Source organism: Arenicella sp. 4NH20-0111 (assembly GCF_040366405.1).
Classification (GTDB): domain Bacteria; phylum Pseudomonadota; class Gammaproteobacteria; order Arenicellales; family Arenicellaceae; genus Arenicella.
On sequence record NZ_BAABWF010000002.1, the window covers coordinates 728,388 to 748,480 of the forward strand.

General features: G+C 45.7%; 19 protein-coding genes and 1 riboswitch. Of the genes, 15 read left to right on the top strand and 4 right to left on the bottom strand.

Going from position 1 to position 20,093, the window contains the following annotated elements; translation table 11 throughout:
* Positions 1-7 precede the first annotated feature (7 nt).
* Both ABWW54_RS07230 and ABWW54_RS07235 read right to left on the bottom strand, forming a co-directional pair.
* Positions 8-2,143, bottom strand: a complete 2,136-nt coding sequence (locus ABWW54_RS07230) for a glycoside hydrolase family 31 protein (protein WP_353411541.1) — start codon at positions 2,141-2,143, stop codon at positions 8-10.
* Between the two features lie 45 nt (positions 2,144-2,188).
* Positions 2,189-2,908 (bottom strand): GntR family transcriptional regulator, encoded by a 720-nt coding sequence (locus tag ABWW54_RS07235; RefSeq protein WP_353411543.1) that lies wholly within the window; start codon positions 2,906-2,908, stop codon positions 2,189-2,191.
* A gap of 299 nt (positions 2,909-3,207) precedes the next feature.
* Here ABWW54_RS07235 and ABWW54_RS07240 point away from each other — a divergent pair, with 299 nt between their 5' ends.
* Positions 3,208-4,176: an aldo/keto reductase gene (locus ABWW54_RS07240; RefSeq protein WP_353411544.1), complete on the top strand. Its 969-nt coding sequence runs from the start codon at positions 3,208-3,210 to the stop codon at positions 4,174-4,176.
* A gap of 20 nt (positions 4,177-4,196) precedes the next feature.
* Positions 4,197-5,180, top strand: a complete 984-nt coding sequence (locus tag ABWW54_RS07245) for a TauD/TfdA family dioxygenase (RefSeq protein WP_353411546.1) — start codon at positions 4,197-4,199, stop codon at positions 5,178-5,180.
* Between the two features lie 53 nt (positions 5,181-5,233).
* Here the strand turns inward: ABWW54_RS07245 and ABWW54_RS07250 are convergent, their stop codons facing one another.
* Both ABWW54_RS07250 and ABWW54_RS07255 read right to left on the bottom strand, forming a co-directional pair.
* Positions 5,234-6,532, bottom strand: a complete 1,299-nt coding sequence (locus tag ABWW54_RS07250; RefSeq protein ID WP_353411547.1) for an RsmB/NOP family class I SAM-dependent RNA methyltransferase — start codon at positions 6,530-6,532, stop codon at positions 5,234-5,236.
* A 43-nt stretch (positions 6,533-6,575) separates the two neighbouring features.
* On the bottom strand, positions 6,576-7,244 hold the full coding sequence (locus ABWW54_RS07255; RefSeq protein ID WP_353411548.1) for an SDR family NAD(P)-dependent oxidoreductase: 669 nt from the start codon (positions 7,242-7,244) through the stop codon (positions 6,576-6,578).
* A 120-nt stretch (positions 7,245-7,364) separates the two neighbouring features.
* Here ABWW54_RS07255 and ABWW54_RS07260 point away from each other — a divergent pair, with 120 nt between their 5' ends.
* The 13 genes from ABWW54_RS07260 (at position 7,365) to ABWW54_RS07320 (ending at position 20,026) form a co-directional block, all read left to right on the top strand.
* Complete coding sequence (locus ABWW54_RS07260; protein WP_502907779.1) at positions 7,365-7,940, top strand: flavin reductase family protein; 576 nt, start codon at positions 7,365-7,367, stop codon at positions 7,938-7,940.
* Positions 7,941-8,097: 157 nt separating this feature from the next.
* Positions 8,098-8,568 carry an Hsp20 family protein gene (locus tag ABWW54_RS07265; RefSeq protein ID WP_353411549.1) on the top strand — a complete coding sequence of 157 codons (471 nt, stop codon included), beginning with the start codon at positions 8,098-8,100 and terminating at the stop codon, positions 8,566-8,568.
* A 152-nt stretch (positions 8,569-8,720) separates the two neighbouring features.
* Positions 8,721-8,874: riboswitch (cobalamin riboswitch) on the top strand.
* Positions 8,875-9,056: 182 nt separating this feature from the next.
* Entirely contained in the window at positions 9,057-10,868 is a 1,812-nt protein-coding gene (locus tag ABWW54_RS07270; RefSeq protein WP_353411550.1) for a TonB-dependent receptor domain-containing protein, read from the top strand.
* Positions 10,869-11,061: 193 nt separating this feature from the next.
* Entirely contained in the window at positions 11,062-11,682 is a 621-nt protein-coding gene (gene cobO / locus ABWW54_RS07275) for a cob(I)yrinic acid a,c-diamide adenosyltransferase (RefSeq protein WP_353411551.1), read from the top strand.
* A 71-nt stretch (positions 11,683-11,753) separates the two neighbouring features.
* Positions 11,754-13,265, top strand: coding sequence for a cobyric acid synthase (locus ABWW54_RS07280; protein WP_353411552.1), 1,512 nt, complete (start codon positions 11,754-11,756; stop codon positions 13,263-13,265).
* The gene (locus tag ABWW54_RS07285; protein ID WP_353411554.1) at positions 13,265-14,326 is read left to right on the top strand and encodes a FecCD family ABC transporter permease; all 1,062 of its coding nucleotides are present in this window, start codon (positions 13,265-13,267) and stop codon (positions 14,324-14,326) included. Before ABWW54_RS07280 ends, ABWW54_RS07285 begins: the two co-directional genes overlap by 1 nt.
* An 8-nt stretch (positions 14,327-14,334) precedes the next feature.
* Positions 14,335-15,117: a heme ABC transporter ATP-binding protein gene (locus ABWW54_RS07290; RefSeq protein WP_353411555.1), complete on the top strand. Its 783-nt coding sequence runs from the start codon at positions 14,335-14,337 to the stop codon at positions 15,115-15,117.
* 77 nt (positions 15,118-15,194) lie between these two features.
* Positions 15,195-15,749: a bifunctional adenosylcobinamide kinase/adenosylcobinamide-phosphate guanylyltransferase gene (gene cobU, locus ABWW54_RS07295; RefSeq protein WP_353411556.1), complete on the top strand. Its 555-nt coding sequence runs from the start codon at positions 15,195-15,197 to the stop codon at positions 15,747-15,749.
* Positions 15,746-16,828 (top strand): nicotinate-nucleotide--dimethylbenzimidazole phosphoribosyltransferase, encoded by a 1,083-nt coding sequence (cobT, locus tag ABWW54_RS07300; RefSeq protein WP_353411557.1) that lies wholly within the window; start codon positions 15,746-15,748, stop codon positions 16,826-16,828. The genes cobU and cobT overlap by 4 nt, the downstream gene beginning before the upstream one ends.
* Positions 16,821-17,789 carry a cobalamin-binding protein gene (locus ABWW54_RS07305; RefSeq protein WP_353411558.1) on the top strand — a complete coding sequence of 323 codons (969 nt, stop codon included), beginning with the start codon at positions 16,821-16,823 and terminating at the stop codon, positions 17,787-17,789. Before cobT ends, ABWW54_RS07305 begins: the two co-directional genes overlap by 8 nt.
* Entirely contained in the window at positions 17,789-18,574 is a 786-nt protein-coding gene (gene cobS / locus ABWW54_RS07310; RefSeq protein WP_353411559.1) for an adenosylcobinamide-GDP ribazoletransferase, read from the top strand. Before ABWW54_RS07305 ends, cobS begins: the two co-directional genes overlap by 1 nt.
* A 45-nt stretch (positions 18,575-18,619) precedes the next feature.
* On the top strand, positions 18,620-19,180 hold the full coding sequence (gene cobC, locus ABWW54_RS07315) for an alpha-ribazole phosphatase (RefSeq protein ID WP_353411560.1): 561 nt from the start codon (positions 18,620-18,622) through the stop codon (positions 19,178-19,180).
* A 330-nt stretch (positions 19,181-19,510) separates the two neighbouring features.
* On the top strand, positions 19,511-20,026 hold the full coding sequence (locus ABWW54_RS07320) for a peptidoglycan-binding protein (RefSeq protein WP_353411561.1): 516 nt from the start codon (positions 19,511-19,513) through the stop codon (positions 20,024-20,026).
* Positions 20,027-20,093 lie beyond the last annotated feature (67 nt).

The following is a 20,093-nucleotide window of genomic DNA, read 5'->3' on the forward strand; positions in this document are numbered from 1 at the left end:
GAGTCTATTACGCTAGCCATACTGAGTCGTGAAGAAGCTCACCGTCGCTTCCATGAGACAATTCGTCGGTACTCAATACAGCCTTATTGATCGGCAAGCTGACCCCTTCGCGCACAAATACCGCCATTCCGTCTAACTCCAACACCTCGGTATAAACCTGAGAACCCAACAAAACTTCCGGCTCAGAGCTAGCTAAATCTAAGCGCGACCACCGTCCTTTGGGGAGATAGTACTCAACCTGCCCTGAAGGGTTAAAACACGGCGCTACCAGTATGTCTGCTCCGAACATGAATTGATTTTCAAATCCCCAAGCTTGCTTTTCATCAGGAAAGGCGATGACCATCGGGCGTTGAACGGGCATACCGGTAACCGTTGCTTCTATCATGGTCTTCTGAAGGTACGTTTGAAGACGATATCGCAGCTCCAATGCACCAAAGACAGCACTTTCGGCTTCTGAGGAATATGACCAAGGCTCTCTGGCTCCAATTCCGTGCAATCTAAAATGGGCGGAAAAAACAGCAGCTTGGGCCCAACGAACGTAAAGCGCATCGTCTCGGGTATCTTTGTAAAACCCGCCAATATCGGTTGCGTAAAATGGTGCTCCGGAAAGTCCCCATGACAGCCCTCCTCTGACGTTCCCCATCATGCCTTCCCAATCGGCTTGCGGATCCCCGCCCCACTGGCTGTTAAACCGTTGGCAACCGATCCATGAGGAGCGGCTAAAGAGAAATGGGCCGGACTTGCTGTAAAGCTCCGCCGCTTCGTAAACACAGCGGTTATACAAATGCGCATAGACATTGTGCAGGGCCAACCCCCTTTCACCATTGCTTGCAATCATATTGTCGTCTTCTAACTGCTCTCCAAAATCAGCCTTGATCATGTCAATGCCGATATCAAATAAGTCTTTGTGAGCATCTCGCCAAAACGCATAAGCGTCTGGGTGCGTAAAATCAACAATACCCGATTGCGGTAAGGTGGTTAAAACCTCTCCAAAGGCTTGTTGATCCCAGTCATACAAGTAAGCTTGATCGGTTCTAATGTCCTTGATTAACCACCCTTTTTCGGCAAATTCTGAGAACCAAGAATGGTTCACCGAAATTAAGGGGTATTCCCAAATACACACCTTAAAATTTAATTGTTTTAGCTCATCCATGACCTTCTTAGGATCTGGCCATCTGGAATCATCCCATTCAAACGCAAAGCGTGTATCAGTATCCTGCCAAGCACGACCATCAATCGTTATGGTGTCGCAAGGCATGTTTTTTGATCGAACTTCTCGGGCCACTTTGAGTAATTCATCGGGATCTTGATAGTATGCTTTGGACAAAATAACTCCGCCACTCCACGCTGGAGGAAGTGGCGCTCGCCCCGTCAACTGAGTTAATGCTGAGATCATCTCGGCACCTACATTCTCAGTAATAGACTTAGGTTTTAATAATAGAAATACATCAAATATCTCATCTTCAATCAGGCAACAATAGGACCGTTGAGACCAACTGGGATGCCCCACTGAATGCGTCACAACCGCAGGGGTGTGAACAAACATTCCCCATCCTTCGGGACTCCAGCAAAACGGTATGTTTTTATAAGATAGTTCGGCGTTCACTCCCAGCGCATCACTATTATAAGACCTGATTAACTGGCCGCGTTTATTCAGAGCTCCCCACTTTTCACCGAGGCCATAGACGGGTTCATTTGAACTTAAGCTCAAACTCAACATCCACCCATCTTGCGTCTTTGCCAATGGAGGAACTCTGTGCGTGCGTACGAAATGTCCATCAGACGCCGTTTTCAACAATGTATCGCCGGTTGTAACTTGCTCCACCGTTAGCGTCAGTGGTTTTGACCCTACGTGGATACGGTACAAGTCACTGCTAATGGTAAATTTTTCAGACTCAATATCCAGATTAAGATCTAAAAGATCAAAGTCAGCCACCAACAAACCATAATCATAATCCCGTTGTTTATGGCTAAACATCCGTACACCGTGGGATGAGACTTGAAGGTAAAAAGTACCAGAACCCGTTCTGATTCTCGCAGTAGTAGAATTAATAAGTTCTGGATCTTCAACTATATCTTCAGCAACAATAGAGTTCCAATCAGGCGTTTCTGGCAACGCGTGTGCCGGGGCTTTTGAGGTCATATAAGTCTGTGTTGTACGTAAAGGCCTCAAAAACATGTGGCCTTTTTACTTTAATGTTACGGAGTAAACAAAATTCTCGGTGCTGCAATAAGCCTGACTCCATTCCACAACACGTCCATCGATATTGATGCTACTGCGTTGAGTCATTAGGGCCGCACTACCTACTGGCAGATTAAGTTGTTTTGCTACTTCTTCTTCTAATTTGACGGCATGGAGCTCGTCACGCACCTCCACAATCGAGATGCCGTACTTCTCTTGATACAACGCATACAGAGAATTAGGGTATTCGGACTCTCTATCAATTCCTGGGAAAACTGAAAGAGGCTGAATCACTTTCTCGAATATGGCTGGTTTATCTTGTATTGATCTAAGTCGAACCATTTCAACCACATCAGACCCACAGTCAAGTGACAGTTTGCTTGATTCAAGTTCACTCGGCTCACGTCTAAGTACTGATATAATTTTGGTTTCAGGAATGACGCCCTTCCCGCCTTTTTCCCTGTATCTAAAAAAACGATAAAGAGAACTCTCGTTACTATGCTCGGCCACATAAGTGCCCTTGCCTTGTCGACGTCGCAAAATATTTTCAGCAACCAACTGGTTCAAAGCCTTTCTTACGGTGCCTTGGCTTACACCCAACTCTTCGGCCAATGCGAACTCGCTCGGAAGTGAATCGCCAGCTTTCCAAAAACCTTCCCCCAACCGTTTCACTATCTCGTCGTAAACTTGCTGATACAGCGGTTGATACTTGGTCGTTAGTGTCATCAAAAACCCCTTTTTGTGCGTCATCAAATGGCGCTATTTGTCAAACAGTTGTCTTCAACACTTGAGTTAAGTCTTATATAAGATATAATAATTTACAAGTAATGAAAACAATTTATAAAAAATGCGGCTCAAATTCCCAGAAAAAAACACTAAAGCGCGAAGAATTAGTCGATGCATACAACGACTAAATTGAACAAATTAAACGCTCTTGAGATACCACATTACCTAAAATACAAACCAACGCCAGTAGTATATGGCATTAACCTTCAAAGCTACGAGCATAAGCTGAAACTAAAAAAATGACTAAGACTACTCATAATAGCATCCCTCCGGTTGGGTTTGGTTTATGGAAAATACCAGAAGATCAATGTGCCGATGCCGTTTATAACGCAATAAAACTAGGCTACCGCCACTTAGATAGCGCCAGCGACTACGGCAACGAGGTTCAGGTAGGTGAAGGTATTAAACGAGCTATCAATGATGGCTTGTGCACCCGGGAGGACTTATGGATAACGTCTAAACTCTGGAATACTTATCATGCGCCTGAGCATGTTGGGCCCGCTCTCAAGAAAACGCTGGACGATCTACAACTTGATTATCTCGATCTGTACTTGATCCATTTTCCCATTGCACAGCCTTATGTGGCTTTCGAAGACCGTTACCCTGCAGGTTGGTTTCTCGACCCTGATGCAATAGAACCAAAAATGGAATTAGCAAAGGTCCCTCTGCATCTGACGTGGGAAGCAATGGAGCAACAACACGATGCTGGATTATCTCACCGAATTGGCGTCTGCAATTACAATACAGCCCTTATAGGCGATCTTTTGAGCTATGCACGAATTAAACCAAGCATGCTCCAAATTGAATCACACCCCTACCTGACGCAGGAGAAATTGATACGACTTTGCCAGCTGAATGACATATCAGTCACCGCCTTTTCACCGTTAGGCGCACTGTCTTATCTTGAGCTAGATATGGCTGCAAAAGAAGAATCAGTTTTGGAACAACCCTCGGTAGTAAACGCAGCAAAGAGACTTAATCGAACGCCAGCACAAGTGGTATTGAGGTGGGGCATTCAACGAGGAACGGCGATCATTCCAAAAACAAGCAAGGAAAGCCGCATGATTGAAAACGCATCACTATTCGACTTCGAATTGAACGCCGAAGAAATGAGCCAGATAAGCGCGTTGAATCGTAATCGTCGCTTTAACGATCCTGGAGACTTTTGCGAAGCCGCCTTTAACCGATTTAACCCCATTTACGACTAATAACACTGGAGGCACGTCAAGTGACAACAACAATTTTGTTTGAATCAGTAGAAAAGCAATTAAAATTTGATGATAGTGTGTTTCCGTTAGTGGTTACTCCCACGAACTCAAGCACATCTCTATCCGAGGCAATTGACTGGGTTAAGGAACACTTGGTAGAACTGGAAACGCAGCTTGAAAACGCTGGCGCAATCCTCTTTAGGGGATTTCCTCTGCACGATGCGGAGACCTTTGATGCATTCTCGGAAGCCTTTGGTTACCCAAGCTTCACCTATCAAGAATCGCTGTCGAACGCCGTGCGAATCAATTTCACGGAACGCGTATTTACTGCCAATGAAGCTCCGAAAGACGTTGAAATTTATTTGCATCATGAAATGGCGCAAACTCCGATTTCGCCAGATAAACTATTTTTCTTTTGTAAAACTTCGGCAGATCAAGGTGGCGCAACACCCATTTGTCGATCAGACCAACTATATTCAGCGCTCAAATTGGCCGACGCTTCATTGGCCAAAGATTTTTTAGATAAAGGGTTGAAGTACACTACGCACATGCCAGCGCAAGACAATCACGAATCCGGGCAAGGCAGAAGCTGGAAGAGCACATTAAGTGTCGACAGCGTAGAACAAGCAGAGTCGAAACTTGGTGAGTTGGGCTACACCTGGAAGTGGATGCCCGATGGAAGCTTAAAGGCCATCACTCCCGTGTTACCCGCGGTGAGGACTCTCAAGAACGGAGTTCAAGTTTTCTATAATCAACTGGTAGCTGCCTATTTGGGCTGGAAAGGTGTGAAAGAAAATCCAGCGAGCGCCATTACTTATGGTGACGGTACGCATATACCGGTGTCCGGTCTAGAGCTGGTTGTTGATCTATCTAAAGAGTTTACCTTCGATGTAGAATGGCAAGACGGCGATGTGGCATTAATCGACAATAAAATGGCGATGCATGGCCGCCGTCCTTTCACGGGTGATCGTAAGCGACAAGTCTTGGTTGCATTAGCGGCTTAAGGCAACTCTTAGTAAACAGGTCCATTGTTAAAATGTGGGCCTGTTTGGATTAATTAACAATTTTCCTCGGGAGTTCTGCTTAAAGCCGCAACGTAAAATCCATCAGTGCCCGTTAAGGCCGGATACGTTCTAAGCTGATAATCGTCTATAGCCACCTTTCCCTGCCAGGACAAAAAATCAGCGAAGTGGCCTGATTTACCTTGAAACTCGCTATTATCAGTCAAAAAACGATCTATTTGCTCTTCATTCTCTTCGGCCAATAAAGAACAGGTCGCGTACAATAAAGTTCCACCAGGCTTTACTAAACGTTTTGCGCTTTCTAGGATCGACGCCTGCAGCGATACTAAGTTACTAAGGTCCTCTTCGGACAAATTCCAACGACTGTCAGGACTCCGCCGCCAAGTGCCTGTTCCTGAGCACGGAGCATCCAGTAAGACAACGTCGGCCAGCCCTTTGTGCTTTTTAACCCATTTATCATGCTCAGAACTCAGAATATGAGTTCGGATATTATGAACACCAGCTCGTTTCGCCCTAAGAGTAAGCTGCTCCAATCGTTTTGAATGAACGTCACAAGCATAGATCGTACCTTTATTTGCCATCATGGCCGCCAGTGCTAACGTTTTACCACCGGCTCCAGCACAAAAATCCACGACTTTTTGCCCCGCACTGACACCACTAATCAAGGCCAATAACTGCGAGCCTTCATCTTGAATATCAAACCAGCCCTGCTTAAAGGCGTCTGTACCAAAAAGCGCAACACGGCGATTAAACCTCATACCCCACGGCGATAGCGTCGTGTTTTCGGCATCCAAATTATTCTTTTTAAAAAAATGACTAACTTGTTTACGACTACTTTTGAGCGTGTTGACTCGAATATCAGTGGTTGCTTGCTGGTTGGTCGCCATCATTTCGGCTTCAAACGACTCTTTTAAGGTCATTTGTAATTTAGCAGAAATCCAGCTCGGCACATTAAGCCTGACATTAAGAGGCGCATTGGATAAAGACGCCATATCAATGGACTCTATCGATTCAGCGTCAGAGATGGAAAGAGAGACCGGCGCATGCCCTTCACCAGTGAAAAAGTCGCTGACGGGGCGATTTAGTGACCTCAATAGCAGAGCCGCCAGACGCCGACTATTTACCGTCAACCCAACTTCTTCCAGAAGATAAGAAAAACTAAGCTTATTCCGTAAAATTGTATAAAAATACTCTGATATAACCGCCTTATCCTTAGATCCAATATACCGGCGTTGCTTAAAATAGGCCGCCATGGTTCGATCTGCTGGGTATCGGAATTGATCTATCTCGTCAAGCAACTCAATGGTTGCTTGTAGTTGGGCTGGTGCTTGCATGGGCGCGAATATAGCACGATTCAGAACATAAAAAGAACCCTAACTACCATGCTATTTTCCGCCCATCCCAGTTGAAAAATAGTCCGCTATCCTTTGAAGACAAAGACTCGACAACATTAACAATACGATGAGCCGTCACTTCTGGTGTGTAATATTTATCTCTGTCTATTCCAGCAGCAAAAGGCTTCGAAAGCCGCCCTATCGTGGTTCCTGGATGAATGGCAATCACAGCTGCGTTCTTATTGGTTCGATTAACTTCAATTGATGCGGTTTTAATCATCATATTTAACGCTGCTTTAGAACTTCGGTATCCATACCACCCTCCCAACGAGTTCTCGGCAATACTCCCAACCATCGCACTGAGCACAACGAACTTAGCATTTTGAGTTCTATCCAAAAGTGATGAGAAATGCTTCAAACAAAGAGAAGGGATTACCGTATTGACTCTAAAGTACTCCATGAGCATTTCTTCAGAAAGGTCTGATAAGCGCTTTTCTGGATTCAAGAACCTATCGTGCAAACTTCCTACACAACAGATAATCACAGAGAAATCGCCAGCCTTCTTTAATGATGAATTTAGTCTGCTCAAAGACGCATCAGAGTAATCGGTTGTGTCACGGCTAACGAGATGCACCTCATAGTTCGCGTGTAACGTTTTTGATAACGCCTCTCCAATTGTTCCATTCGATCCGATTAAAAGCGCCCTTTTCATATAATTTTCTCGCAGTACAGGTTAGTGTCAGCGAACCAACATTCTCACATCAAAAGTGAAGCAAAAGTGACCACAGGCTCAAACTTAGACGCGATTGTCGACTCTTCTGACATAAAAGCGATGAAACATCGCTACCGCACCAACCTCATAAACTCTATATCGGGCTTTAAATCGGCCAATTTGATCGGCACGCAATCAGCCAAAGGGATAACAAATTTGGCATTATTCAGTTCCGTTGTGCATTTAGGTGCTGACCCGGCATTAGTTGGGTTGATAGCTCGCCCCCCTAGTGTCGAACGACATACTTTCGAAAATATTCTCGACACAGGCACATATACGATCAATCAAGTATCAGCCAACATAGTTGATCAAGCTCACCAAACCTCAGCAAGATACGCTAAAGGGATTTCAGAGTTCGAGAGAACTGGACTAACAGAACAGTACACATCCCTAGGAGCACCTTACGTCGCACAATGTGAAATCAAATACGGCGTAGCATTGAAAAGCACAGTCCCTATAGAACTTAATAACACTGTCCTAATCGTGGGTGAAATTGTAGAGCTAATATGCCCACCTGACTACGTGCATCCCGATGGTAAAATAAATCTTATTTCCGCCAACACCTGCGCAGTCAGCGGCCTTGATGAATACCACACAACACAATCATTAGGGCGACGCAATTACGCCAAGCCTTAAAAAAAACCTTGAAAAATAAAAGACCGTCTCCAATTAATTACTGTCGGCGCCTTCGGGGCCGATAAAACAAGCTACGGCACTAGGCTCTTGATGAGGTAGTGACGTTAGCAAACTTTAAACTTTACGGCCTTAAATGGCGTAAACAGGAGAACTGAAAATGAACAGAATAGATTTAACCCCGCTTTACCGTAGCAGTGTAGGTTATGACCGATTTGGGTCTTTACTCGACGCCGCTTTTCAAACAGAAAAAACATCCACCGGCTACCCACCATACAATATTGAAGTGGTAGCTGAAAATAAATACGCCATTACCCTAGCCCTTGCAGGATTCAAAGAAAGTGAATTAGACATTCAAGTCGAGAACGGCGTGCTGACGGTCAATGGTAAAAGAGAAAGCTCAGATGAGCCAAGAAACTTTCTACATCAAGGGATTGCTAATCGATCATTTGAAAGAAAGTTCAATCTTGCCGACCATATTGAAGTAGTGAATGCAGAGCTGGCAAACGGCCTTCTCACGGTCTCTCTAGTTAAAGAGGTTCCAGAAGCAATGAAGCCTAAAAAGATTTCAATCAACGGGCTGGATGCTAAAGTCATCGCACACACCAGCAAGCCCGATCAGGCGGCTTAGTGTAGATTCATACATTCTTTTTAAACGTGGACCAAGCTCCCTGCATTGCAGGGAGCTTTTTTTTGCAAAATAGCTCACGCATTTACCTGCTTCTCCTGAAGATCCCTCGAACTATTAGTCAATCCTCGTTGACATTAGTGCCGTTAATCCTATAATTCGCGCAGAACTTAGGTCTGCCTTTCATTTCATGATCGAGCGGTTAAACTGGGAAGTTGGTTAGACTCCAACGCTGCCCCCGCAACGGTAATCAATAGTGAAGTGTCACTATTTGTTAAGCCCGGAACCGGCCTATTAACTCGTTTAAGAGTTTGTTCTAGACCGTTGATGGAGCGGAGGGCTACCATCCAAGGGCACGCATGTTATCGTGGCGTTTTTACTGTCGAAGTCTGATACATAGCTTTCCTTTGAATCCTCGCTTTATCACCTTAAATTAATTACTTACATTAAATTTGTAAGTTATTGAATTTCCTTTAATAAGGTGAAGAGAAATGAAAAACATATTTAGATCCAGTATCGCCGTGGCATGCGCGCTCAGTACTCCGTGGGCAATCGCTCAATCCCCAAACAATGACATTGACGAAATCGTTGTCTCTGCCAAAGGTGAGCAATCGCTAAAGGACATCTTGACAACAACTCACGTTTTCACTGAAGTTGATATAGAAGCAGCGCAGGTTAAGAGTATTCCAGCACTGTTAGAACGAATTGCAGGCATCAGTGTCTCTGACTCCGGTGGCCGTGGTTCAGCAACTGGCGTGTTTATTCGCGGAGTATCATCATCACAAACCATTGTGTTGATCGACGGCGTACGCGTTGGAAGCGCAACGTTAGGAGCCGCCGCTCTTAATGCTTACCCGATTGAGGCAATTGAACGAATCGAAGTACTAAAAGGACCATTTTCAGGCATCTATGGTGCCGATGCCGTTGGCGGCGTCATCCAACTGTTTACCAAAAAAGGCGGCGCAGACGCCAGTTCAATCTCAGTTTCCGCTGGGTCGGATGGCCTAAGTGAAGCAGGCGTAGGGCTCAGTATAGGCGATGAAAGAAATAGCCTATACGTTAGTGCGCAGCACGAAGAAACAGACGGAATAGATCGAACCAGCATCGTCTCAGGAGGAAATCAAGATAAAGACGCATTTGAAGAAACAGCGTTCAGCTTAGGCGGAAAATTATCCTTCGGCGAAAACACCACGGCGCTGCTCAATGTATTAGCGACCCAAAGTACAGTAGAGTTTGACAACCTGTTTGGCAACGGCGAAGGGAATTTAACTGACAATGAAACCTTGAGTACCGCTTTAAACGTAACTCACTCGTTCAGTGACTCTTTAACGTGGTCGACTACTGTCGGAATGAATGAAGATAAAGCCGAAACTACGTCGTCATTTCCGTCTACCTTTGAAACCAATAGAGACAGTCTAAGCACGGAACTAGAATTCAAATTATCCGACTCAGCGACGTTGACCAGTGGCTTGGATTACTACGAAGAAGACATTACCTCAACGAATGATTTTCCAACGACCAATAGAGATAACAAGGCAATTTTTGCACAACTTCAAACTGGCTCTGAGAAGGTCGATTTTGTGGCAAGTGTTCGCAGCGACGACAACTCCGCTTACGGAAGCGAAACGAACGGCAGCCTAGCAATGGGTTACAAGTATAGCGATTCTCTCCGTGTGACGGTCAGCTACGGCACAGCGTTTGTGGCGCCTTCGTTCAATTTTTTGTATTTCCCATTCTTTGGTAACCCAGATATATTGCCTGAAGAATCCAAAAACCTTGAAATGAGCTTGTTAGGAAACTATGGCCACACGAACTGGAGGCTGTCAGCGTATCAAACTGACGTAGAGAACCTGTTCAGTTTTGACCCAGATACGTTTTTAGCTGCCAACGTCGGCGAGGCGCAACTCAAGGGCATTGAAGCGGAAATCAATACCAAACTACTTGACTGGCAGATTGGCTTACAAGCAGACGTTTTAGACGCTCAGGATAAACAATCTGGTGACCAGCTTGACGATAGACCAGAACGGTCTTTGAGCATTAATGCTAATAGAAGCTTTGGCAACCTTACGATGGCATTTGATGTTCGATCGGAAACAGGCAGGGTCGATCGCGGCGGCACAAAAGTCGCGGGGTATGGCCTATTCGATATTAGCGCCTCATATAAATTTAGTGACAAACTAAGTGTTCTGGCAAACATTGATAATGTGTTCGATAAAGATTATACGCTTAACTTGGCAACCTCTACTGAGCGTTTTAATACCGAAGGTAGGCAGGCAAAGCTGTCTGTTCGTTATGCTTTCTAACGACTAAGCCAGTTTAACAAGAGCCCTAGTCTAGTAGCGATACGCTTGATTGGGGCTCTTTTTGTCTTAACTCGCCCTCGTGTGTTGTCAATACCGGAAACAATGCTTCTAATACCCTCAAATGATGCTGTTTTAGGGTTCAGGGTAAATTACTATTATAGTCAACAAATCATTTAACCATAGGCTCCGAACCATGACCGATTCTGAACAACTTTCAGCAAAGCAGAAGGCTCACAAGGCCAAAATGGAGAAACACAAGCAGAAAGTCGATTCCAGTATTGCCGCGGCAAAAATAGAACGTGGCGTCTCAATCCTAATGACCGGAAATGGCAAGGGAAAGACCAGTTCGGCATTTGGGATGGTGATGAGAGCACTAGGTTATAAACAAAAAGTCGGCATTATCCAATTCATTAAGGGCGCTCAAGACTGCGGCGAAGCCGACTTCATTAAAGCGCACTGCCCTAGCGTAGACCTTTATCAAATGGGAACCGGGTTTACTTGGAATACTCAAGACATGGATACCGACACTGCGGCCGCTGAAAAGACATGGGGCCTAGCCGAAGCCATGCTCAAGGATCCGTCCTACGACCTCGTTATACTTGATGAACTAACGTATATGCTCGGCTATAAATATTTGGATAAAGACACCGTCGTCAATGCTATTGAAAATCGTCCTAGCGAACAAAGCGTCGTTGTCACCGGCCGTGGAGGCGGCAGTAAACTAAGAAGCATCATGGATACCGTATCGGACGTGAAGGATATTCGTCACGGTTACCGCGATGGCTTAAAAGCGAGGAAAGGCGTCGACTACTAACTCGTACGTTTACAATGACTAACTCGATCCCGATCAACGAAGGCGCAAAAAACTAATATGCGATGAAAGACATGGAAAAACCGTCACTAAAACGCTTCTCATCAAATAAGACTCTGATGATACAGGGCTGTACGTCAGATGCTGGAAAGACGGTCATGGTAGCGGGCCTTTGCCGACTCCTGCGCAATAAAGGGTTGAATGTGGCGCCATTTAAACCTCAAAATATGGCCCTAAATAGTGCTGTTACGACTGATGGTGGCGAGATCGGCCGAGCTCAGGCGCTACAAGCCATTGCGGCCGGTGTGCCAGCACGGACTGATTTCAATCCGGTTTTACTAAAACCATCAAGTGATACTGGCTCTCAGGTGATCATTCACGGTAAAGCGATCAGTGATATGCAAGCCCAGGATTATCACGATTATAAACAAGTCGCGATGAACGCCGTTATCGAGTCTTTTGATCGTCTGACCACTCAGTTTAGTCATGTCGTGGTTGAGGGCGCTGGCAGCCCAGCCGAAATAAACCTCCGTGCCGGTGATATAGCCAACATGGGATTTGCTGAGGAAGTAGATTGCCCAGTAATAATTATCGCCGACATTGACCGAGGGGGCGTTTTTGCACACCTTGTTGGCACCTTAGATCTACTTTCAAAGACTGAGCAGCGACGCGTTGTGGGTTTTATCATCAATAAATTCAGAGGAGATATAGCATTACTTAACCCAGGCCTAGAATGGTTGGAAGAGCGAACAGGCAAACCGGTTTTGGGGGTTGTGCCGTACTTACATAACCTATTTTTGGATGCCGAAGACGCCATTAATATAGAGCAATCGCACAGCGAGAACGCACTGTCTGTCGTCGTCCCTATTTTACCCCGGATTAGTAATCACACGGACTTCGATGCTCTAAGATTGCACCCAAACGTCAACCTAAAATTTGTACCAGTGGACTCCATTGATCGATCAGCCGACCTCATTGTTATCCCTGGCTCAAAGAATGTCATCAGTGATTTACACGCTCTTTTTGACAATGGTTGGCAAGAAACGTTGAATAGACATTTACGCTATGGAGGGAAAGTTTTGGGGATTTGTGGCGGCTATCAAATGCTAGGTGAATCCATCAGAGATCCACTGGGTATCGAGAATGCTGGTATCTCTGCGCAAACCGTTGGGTTTGGCTTACTTAACTGTAAAACCGAATTAGCCCCAGCCAAACAGCTGACAAACGTTTCGGCTGTTTTTGATCATGCTAAATTCAATTCAGCCTCGGTCAAGGGCTACGAAATTCATTGCGGGCTCACTCAAATTCACGATCAATCTGAGGCACTATTCACACTGACCTCAACTGATAAATCAGGCGGCAAGGAAGGCTGCGTAAATCAAGATGGATCCGTAGCAGGCACCTATCTTCATGGCCTTTTTGATGAGCCCAATGCATGCAATGCCATTTTGAATTGGGCTGGATTAGATCAACAGAATGCACTTAATCTCGACGCCATCAGAGAACAACAACTTAATCGATTGGCTGACAGCCTAGAACATTCTTTGAGCAAAGAGTTCATAGAAGAATTCGTGATAGGCCTATAATGCACTCACCACCAAACGCTCAACCCGTTACCAACGAGGAACATTCTCGAAAAAGGCTTTTAACGATTCTGATGATAGTGGCTCTGCCTGTCAGCGCTCTCCTATCATTAAGCTTAGGAACCATTAAAGTACCAATATTAGAGGTCATTCAAGCACTAATTAGTGAAACGTCAAACAGCACTCACCAGTTAGTCATAGATAAAATTCGCCTGCCCAGAGCCCTCTTAGCCGCAACCGTAGGCGCTCTACTGGGAATTTGCGGGGCAACCACACAAGGGTTATTCCGAAACCCACTGGCTGACCCTTCACTCATTGGCGTTACCGCTGGAGCATCCGCTGGTGCCGCTATCACCATTTTCGGAGCAACATCAATCGCAACCGTGACCGGTATTGGAGGATTGTGGCTGCTCTCCCTAGGTGCGTTTATTGGGGGTGCAATCGCCGTTGTTAGCGTCTACACGCTTGCCACGAATAAAAATGGCACATCAGTGGCAACCATGCTGTTGGCTGGTATAGCCATTACCGCCATAGCCGGAGGGTTGACCAGCCTTATTGAGTTTTTTGCTGATAATGAGACGTTGCGCCGAATCAGTTTATGGAGCATGGGAGGGTTAAGCGGCGCGAGCACACCTCGCGTGTCTCTTGCCATGTTGATCGGGTTAATTATATTCACATTGCTGCCTCGATACAGTGTCGCTCTCAACGCATTTCTTTTGGGCGAGTCTGAAGCCAGGCATTTAGGAATAGCGGTACAAAAAACTAAGCTTCACCTAATTTTGTTGGTCGCTTTGGGAGTGGGAGTCTCGGTCGCGTTAGCAGGCACCATCTCATTTGTCGGATTGGTGGTGCCACATATCATTCGATTAATCATTGGGCCAAATCACGTTCATTTGCTTCCTCTTTCAGCAATTGGTGGCGCCATTCTTTTATTAGTAGCTGACACACTCGCTCGCACCGTGTTTAGCCCCATAGAGCTTCCGGTAGGATTGGTAACTGCATTATTTGGTGCGCCATTCTTTATTTCCTTGTTACGCCATCGCAACGACTACATGCCGAGCTAGAAAATACAATGAAACCTGTGCTAATTGTTAAAGACCTAACTGTTCCAGTTCCGAGCAACGGGTCCCACAACCTCGTTAGTAATTGTTCTTTTTCAATAGAAAGAGGAGAAATACTGGCCATCATCGGACCTAACGGTGCCGGAAAATCATCATTGATTAAAGCCATCGAAGGCAGTCTAAAGTACAAAGGAACAATAGACATGCCAACAATTTCGCATCTTCCAAAACTCCGCGCCAAGCAACTCTCTGTGCTTCCACAACAAAGCGCCTTGAATTTTCCGTTCACCGTAGAGGAGGTGGTCGAATTAGGGCGAATCCCACACTCAACGGGAAAGCAGAGAGATATCGAAATCATCAGAGACGCGCTGAGCATGATGGACATCAGCTACCTGTCTAATCGTCGCTATACTGAGCTCTCAGGGGGCGAAAAACAACGCGTGCAGCTGGCGCGCGTGTTCTGCCAAATTTGGGAGCCCGACGATCAAAACCAACAACGGCTTTTAATTTTGGACGAACCAACCTCTGCCCTAGATTTAGGGCACCAGCACCATCTAATGAGCGCCATTAAAACGTTTTCAAATCGAGGCGTAGCCGTCATTATGGTTTCACACGATATAAATTTAGCGACTCGGTACGCTGACTCACTACTTGCGATGATGTGTAGCGAACAATTGGCTTATGGAACACCCAAAGAAGTAGTCACAAAAAGCAATATGCAACGTCTGTTTGGCTTACAAGTAGAAATACTGGTGAGCCATGAATCTGGCCAACCCGTATTGATTGGCGCGTAACGGCCCTTTTTGACCGCTTGCAATGTCACACTCCATTTACATGATATTCAGTAAACACCGTCATGAGGCGTCCTTAAATGAACAATGAAGCTGTAACACATCTGGTTTTGGGAGGAGCTCGAAGCGGCAAGAGCAGATACGCTGAAACCCTGGCCACTGAATTAGCGGAGCGAACTAACACAGATCTAGTATATCTTGCGACGGCCACGGCCGATGATCACGAGATGAAAGTAAGAATCTCTAAACATCAGTCCGATCGACATGCCGGTTGGAATTTACTTGAGGAAGCAATGGAAATACCCGATCTCATCGCCTCGCTAACAAACAGATCTACCATTCTTATTGACTGCCTCACGCTCTGGGTTAGTAACTGCATGCATCAGCGGCCGACACAATGGCACGCTTATCAGCAGCAACTAGTACACCACGTACAATCGACCCAACACAATATCGTGATGGTCAGTAATGAAGTGGGAAGCGGCGTAATTCCGATGGGTACACTGAGTCGTGAGTACGTGGACAACATTGGCTGGCTGCATCAAGAACTAGCACAGGTATGCAGCAATGTTTCCCTAATTACCGCGGGCTTACCTCAAGTTCTTAAGAGTAACTCTCACCATCCAAAATCATGAAACCTAAACAATCAAAACATTGGGTATTCGAACCCTGCCCGCAACCAGACCGTGCCGCCTTAGAGGCGGCGTTAGCGAGACAAGCGACGTTAACAAAACCCGCTGGCTCATTGGGGCGACTGGAAGATATTGCGGTTAAATTCGCATCTTGGCAATCCAATGAAACCCCGGTTATAGATAAAATTCTAATTCGGGTGTTTGCCGCTGATCATGGCGTCTGCGCTCAAAATGTATCTGCATTTGGGCAGGAAGTGACGGGGCAAATGATTCAGAACTTTTTAAACGGAGGGGCTGCGATCAGCGTTTTAGCGAACTCCTTAGGCGCGGACTTTCGTGTGGTTAATTTAGGGACCATAGGATCCATCAACGACCACTCTAAACTTACTAATGCACAAATTGCCCCTTCGACTCAAGATTTGTCATTGGCCCCAGCGATGACCTCCGATCAATTAGAAAGAGCATTAAATGTCGGTAGGAGCGAAGTTTTAGATTTTACATTGCAGAGCACAACAAGTAATTCTGGCTGCCTTTTTATAGGTGGGGAAATGGGCATCGGCAATACCACGGCGGCGTCCGCTATTTATGCTTCACGGTTAGGACTTACCGCTAAACACACAGTTGGGCCTGGCACGGGATTAACCCCCTCTGAACAAACCCATAAATCGAATGTCGTCGACGCGGCGTTAAAATGTCATCAGTCGAAGTTGAATGATCCATTGAGCGTACTTCAGCACGTAGGCGGCTTTGAGATTGCCGCTCTAACAGGAGCGTACATCACCGCAGCACAATGCAAGATCCCGAGCCTTATTGATGGATTCATATGCACCGCAGCGGCTCTTTTGGCCTGCGAAATCAACCCCAATTGTCGGGATTGGATGTTGTTTTCACACACATCGGCAGAACCTGCGCACGGTCATGCTCTGGAGAAATTACGCGCGTCTCCCTTACTTGATTTAGGCCTTCGCTTAGGTGAAGGCAGCGGAGCAGCGGTTGCCGTGCCTATCTTGTTAAACGCCCTAAACCTTCACGCCAACATGGCAACCTTTGACGCCGCCGGGGTCAGCGATAAACATGCCTAATTTTCACGCCCACCTTCGTGGCTCTGTACCTCAATGGGGGGCAGTTTGGCTGACGCTGTTCTGCGGCTTACTGCTCACTTCCTGTGATGACAACAGCGGCTCGCAAAAGGCGGACATTCCAAATCCTACGACCGATTTTCAAAAAATTTCCGTAACCGATTTTTCAGGCAAAAAGGTCACACTAGACAAGCCGGCGACCCGCATTGTTGCACTAGCACCACATATCGTTGAGAACTTATACACAATCGGAGCGGGTGACCAAATCGTGGGGGTTGTCAGCCACAGCGACTATCCTGCCAATGCAGTCAAGCACCCGATTGTTGGGGGCTACCAACAAACCAATCACGAACGTATTGTCGAATTGAACCCAGATTTGATCGTTGCATGGGATTCTGGAAATTCCCAGGACAACATATCTAAGCTACGGGAACTTGGGTTTACCATTCTTATTGACCAACCGGACTCTCTGAACGATATAGCGAAAAGCTTGCGACTATTGGGCGCCGTCACCGGAAATGAGAACCAAGCAGACCGAGCCGCACAACAATTTCTCAATGCCATAGATAAGCATCGTATTGCAAATGCCGAAAAACCCAAAGTAACCACATTCTATCAAGTTTGGAACGACCCGCTAATTTCGATAAATGGGAACCACATCATATCTGACGCCATCCGGACTTGTGGAGGCACCAACGTATTCATGGAAGAAGTGGCGGTGGCACCGAGAGTCAGCATCGAGTCCATTATTGCGCTAAACCCTGAAGCAATCATCGCAAGTGGTATGGGAGAAGAACGCCCTGAATGGCTAGAGGACTGGAAACGCTGGCCAAGTCTTACCGCGGTAAAAGAGAACAATCTATTTTTTGTAAACCCTGATCATTTACAACGTCATACGATCAGGCAATTGCAGGCCATTAATACAATTTGTCAACAGCTAGACACAGCAAGAGCAAAGCGATAATGACACTTTTCAATCATCACGAAAAAACCCTGTTTTACACCGCGTTAATGTTTTACACAAGAATCAGGGTTCCGGTTAATACGCCCTATTCTGAAGACCTGCTTGCTGAATCAAGAAAATATTTCACCAGCATCGGACTGGTTATTGGCGCTATAGCGTGCACGACATTTTTATTTTTTCAATTGTTTCTGCCTTTATCCATCTCCGTGATGCTGTCGATGATTTCCACTGTGTTAGCAACAGGCGCATTTCATGAAGATGGTTTTGCAGACTCTTGCGATGGCTTTGGTGGTGGCTGGAATGCAAATCAAGTGTTAACAATCATGAAAGACAGCAGAATCGGCACCTATGGTACGGTTGCGTTGATTGGGATACTTAGCGTGAAATTTGGCCTACTCTATGAACTGGCTACAATCAGTCCGGCGGCCTGGTGCTTATGCACTCTTTCAGCTCATACCGTTAGCCGGCAACATTCCTCGCGAGTGATCGAGCATCATCAATACGTCCAAGACATAGACAAGAGTAAAGTAAAGCCGATCGCAAACAAACCTCTGACTCACGCCGCTAATCTTTTTTCAAACTGGGTTGCTCTGGCGCCGTGTTTACTTCTTGCTCTCTACTCAATCGAAGCAGTGATTATTGGAATGGTATCCGCCTACTGGGCTTCGAAGATCTTAATTCAATACAGTGCTAAACGCATAGGCGGATACACCGGTGATGTACTTGGCGCAATTCAACAGGTAACCGAAGTGCTGTTCCTACTAGTGTGTGTGGCGCTTATTTAGCCCTTCTGCTTAGACTTCTAACATTCTCGTACGGACACTTCGATAATGATCATTGATCTTATTAGACACACGACCCCCAACGTTGCAAAAGGCATATGTTACGGCCAAACTGACTTAGAATTAGCGTCAAACTACGAAAATGAATTCAAAGAAATTACGCTAAAGACTCATTCCCACTATGACGTCGTTATTACTAGCCCACTTCAACGTTGTTTGAAATTAGCATTATCATTGCCTGGAGACTTTCTGTTACAGGAGCCGCGCATAAAAGAGTATAACTTTGGTGACTGGGAGATGCTCCCATGGTCTGAGCTCAATTCCGAACAAGCTTTACGTTGGATGCAGGACTTCACCACGCAATCCACGCCTAACGGAGAAAGCATGCAGGAAATGCAAACCAGAGTCATGAATTTCTGGGAGGAGCTCTTATTAAATAATCACAAAAAGGTAGCCGTTGTAACTCACTCTGGCGTACAACGCTTGCTGCATTCACACATCATGGGAGCGCCTCTTGAACGCATGTTCAGGCTTGAACTCGACTTTGGAGCGATAATTAGAATTAATTATGACAAAGAAAATAGTTTGGCAACTCTCAGACATTTATAGGTTTTTTTCATCAAAACAATATTTGTCAGTCACAAGCAAAGTTTGACTGCTTTAATCTCCATTACAAATCGGTTATAAATACCCAATAATTACTTTACTCACCTTGCCAACTCAGTACTTGTAAAGCTCGCTGTATTGAGTCGCACGTTTTCAAAAATAAAAATACAATTAAATATGGCTACCGATCTACCTAACGGCCTACGTTTATTAACATCGTTCACACCGAACCACTTCCTATTTCCGGTTTTGAAGTGTTTAAATAGTCGTTTGCTATTAATCTCAACCCTAGTACTAATAACAACATCCTGCGTGCCGGTAGAACAACCAGTTTTGCCTGAGCCTATCGTAGAAGCGCCGCCCCCTCCGCCACCACTTAGCTCAGAGCCTATAAAGAAGGCTGAACGCAGCCAAATACTGTTCGCCCAAGCGGCACTGAGTCAGCTCGGCTACCGTATCGGGCAAATAGATGGCCTCTGGGGGCCGCGATCTGCCAATGCCGTCAGGCAATTTGAAAGCCAGCAAGAGATTCCCAGCGCCAACGGTTTTCTTTCAGAATTAAGCCTAGACAGGCTAGCCAAAGCCAGCGGATTAGACCCGGAAACGGTTAAACCACAACCAGTATTACCCAAAGGCGTCACCGCCAAATTGGCTGGAAAGCCATTGAGCACGGGCCCTCACCTCGTCATCATTGAACGTAATTACGACGTTTTCAGCAAACCCAACCCCTATTCTCAGAAATTGCTGAAATTACAATCTGGCACCGGTATTTACGTGATTTCTAAAAACGATGGGTGGTATCAAATTGAATCAATTAACCGTAAAAAGGGGTATATACAAGCCGATTAAGGGAATGTTACCTCTGAGGAATGACGTTTGAGTTGTGGTATATTTAATCAATTAACACTTAGCCTTC